Origin of the sequence: Rhodococcus sp. T2V (assembly GCF_029269925.1) — a bacterium.
Taxonomy (GTDB): Bacteria; Actinomycetota; Actinomycetes; order Mycobacteriales; family Mycobacteriaceae; genus Rhodococcus_F; species Rhodococcus_F koreensis.
Window position 1 is genome coordinate 1 of record NZ_JARJBD010000229.1, and the last position, 3167, is coordinate 3167.

Here is a 3167-nt window from a genome sequence, read left to right on the forward strand (position 1 = left end):
CCCTGACCGACGTCTGGCCCCTCACCCCCTTGCAGGCCGGACTGCTCTTCCACCATGAACTCGGCGGCCCCACCGCAGACGCATACGTCGTGCAACTCGTCCTCGACATCAGGGGACCCGTCGACACCGACCGCCTCCGCAACGCCGTGGCAGCGCTGCTCGATCGGCACCCGAACCTGGGTGCGGCATTCACCCACACGGCCGACGGCACCGCGGTGCAGGTCGTCACAACCACTGCCCCCGCCTGGGCGCAGCACGACGTCACTACCGCCCGCAGTCCCGCCGCAGAACTCGACGACATCCTGACCGCGGACCGCACCACACTGTTCGACCCGGCCGAGCCGCCTCTCCTGCGATTCACCCTCGTGACGACCGGTCCCGACGACCACCACCTCGTGCTCACCAACCATCATCTGATTCTGGACGGCTGGTCCACCCCGCTCCTGCTGCACGAACTTCTCCAGCTCTACGAGCACCACGCCGACCCCGAGGCGCTCCCGCCGGCGCGGCCGTACCGTGATTTCCTCGAATGGTTGGGCACGCGCGATGTCTCGGCGTCCGTGGCCGCGTGGGATCGTGCGCTCGACGGCGTCGAGAACGCGACGCGGCTCACCCCGAATGTCGATCTCCACCGGGACGGCGGTCCCTGCTCGGAGCGCGTGGCGACATTGACGACCTCTCAGACGGATACGTTGCGGACCGTGGCCCGCAGCCACGACCTCACCCTCCACACCATCCTCAACACCGCCTGGGCCCTCGTCCTCGCCACCCACACCGGCACCACCGACATCACCTTCGGCACCACCGTCTCCGGACGCCCACCCCACATCCCCGGCATCGAAACCATGATCGGACTCTTCATCAACACCATCCCCGTCCGCATCACCCTCCACCCCACCGACACCCTCACCACCCTCCTCACACGCACCCACACCACCCACACCAGGCTCCTCGACCACCACCACCTCCCCCTCACCCACATCCCCAACCCCCACGCCACCACCTTCGACACCATCACCGTCCACGAGAACTACCCCCACCACACCACCACACCACCCACCGACCTCACCATCACCACCACCTCCGCCACCGACGCCACCCACTACCCCCTCGCACTCGCCGCCACCACCGACAACACACTCCACCTGCGGGCGATCTTCCAGCTGTCGGCATTCGATGCCGACAGCGTCGACGCACTCCTCCGGCAACTCGTGCGGGTACTTGTCACCATGGGATCCGAAGCTTCCCTGCCGATCGCCAGGCTGGACCTGCTCAATGCTGCGGAGCACCGCGCCGTGGTGCCCGCCCGCGGAGAGGGGGCCGACGCGCCGCGGACCCTGGGCACGATCCTCGCGGACGCCGCCGCGCGTCGGCCCGACGCCGTCGCCGTCGACGACGGGGCCCGCCGACTGACCTACGCCGAACTCCAGGCTCGCGCGTTCGTCCTCGCCGACCGACTCCTCGAGGCGGGAGTGGGTCCGGAAAGCGTGGTCGCCATCGCGATATTCCGGTCCCTCGAGTCGGTCCTCGCCGTCTGGGCCGTCGCCAGAACCGGTGCGGCGTTCGTGCCCGTCGACCCGACGTATCCACCGGTCCGCATTCGGCACATGCTCACCGATTCCGGAGTCCTCGTCGGACTGACCACGGGCAGTCGTCGCGACGCGCTGCCGGACACCGTCACGTGGATCGACATCGACGGCACGAGTGCAGACCGGACACCACACGCCAGTGATGCGGACGCTCGTTCGGCGCCCACGATCCGTCCCGACAATGCGGCGTACCTGATCTATACGTCCGGGTCCACCGGCGTTCCGAAAGGTGTCGTGGTCGGTCATCGTGGATTGAACTCTCTCGCAACCACGTTGCGCGAGCGCACCGGGGTGACCGCAGCCTCCCGGGTGGCGCACTTCGCGTCTCCCAGCTTCGACGCGTCGGTACTCGAGTACCTGCTCACGTGGTCTGCGGGAGCCACCGCGGTGATCGTACCCACCACGATCTACGGCGGGGATGAACTGCGACGGCATCTCACCGACAACCGGGTGACCCATGCATTCCTGACCCCCACGACGCTGGCTGCCCTGGACCCTGTGGGCCTGGACGACCTCGAGTGCGTCGTGACCGGCGGGGAGAAATGCACCCCCGAGGTGATCCGCCGGTGGTCGCCGCACTGTCGGCTGATCAACGCGTACGGGCCGACGGAAAGTACCGTGGCTGCGGATATCTCGGATGATCCGGCCGCCGAAGGTGCGAATGTGATCGGCGGCCCGATCCGCGGTGTCACCGAGGTCGTGCTCGACGCCCGGCTGCAACCGGTCCCGCTCCGGGCCCGGGGCGAGTTGTACATCGGGGGCGACGCTCTTGCCCGCGGATACCACGGCAAGCCCGCACTCACCGCCGCCCGTTTCGTGGCCGATCCGTTCGGTCCGCCGGGCGGTCGGATGTATCGCAGCGGTGACGTCGTGCGCTGGCACACCGGACGCGAGGGTGCTGCCATCCTCGAGTACCTGGGGCGCAGCGACTCTCAGGTGAAGGTGCGTGGATACCGGATCGAGCTCGGGGAGATCGACGCGGTGCTGGCCGGTCATCCGGCGGTCACGTTCTGCTCGACACTCTCCTCAGCGGACGGACCGGACGCGACACTGGTCTCCTACGTGACGACGACCGGCGAGACCGGATCCCGCGAACTCCGCGACTACCTGGCGAGCCGGCTACCCGCACAGCTCGTTCCGTCCGCAGTCGTCCCGATCGACGCCATCCCGCGGACGCCGTCGGGCAAACTCGACCGCGACGCGCTCCGTGCCCTCCGACCCACCCCGCACCCCGCGCAGCCGTCGGCGGCCACCCCGCTCGAACAGACCGTCGCGGAAGCCCTCGCGGCGGCGCTCGAGCTTTCGCACCTCGGAGTGGATGACGACTTCTTCGCGGCAGGTGGACACTCGCTGACGGCAACCCGGGCCGTCGCCCGCGTGAACGCGACCCTGCACACGGACCTCTCGGTGCGCAGCCTGTTCGACGCCCCGACGCCGCGCGCTCTGGCGCGACTCATCCACGACGACACCGGATCGGAACCGCGCCCCCCGTTGACCGCCACCGCAGAGGAGCCGAAGTTCGCGCCGCTCTCGCCTGCCCAACAACGCATCTGGTTCCTCAACCAATACGACACCACC

The 3167-nt window shown here is 68.8% G+C and carries 1 protein-coding gene; it reads left to right on the forward strand.

Annotation, left to right across the window (positions count from 1 at the left end; genetic code table 11):
- Window positions 1–3167, forward strand: a 3167-nt coding sequence (locus tag P3H15_RS53405) for an amino acid adenylation domain-containing protein (protein WP_276144728.1), incomplete at both ends; no start/stop codon positions are given.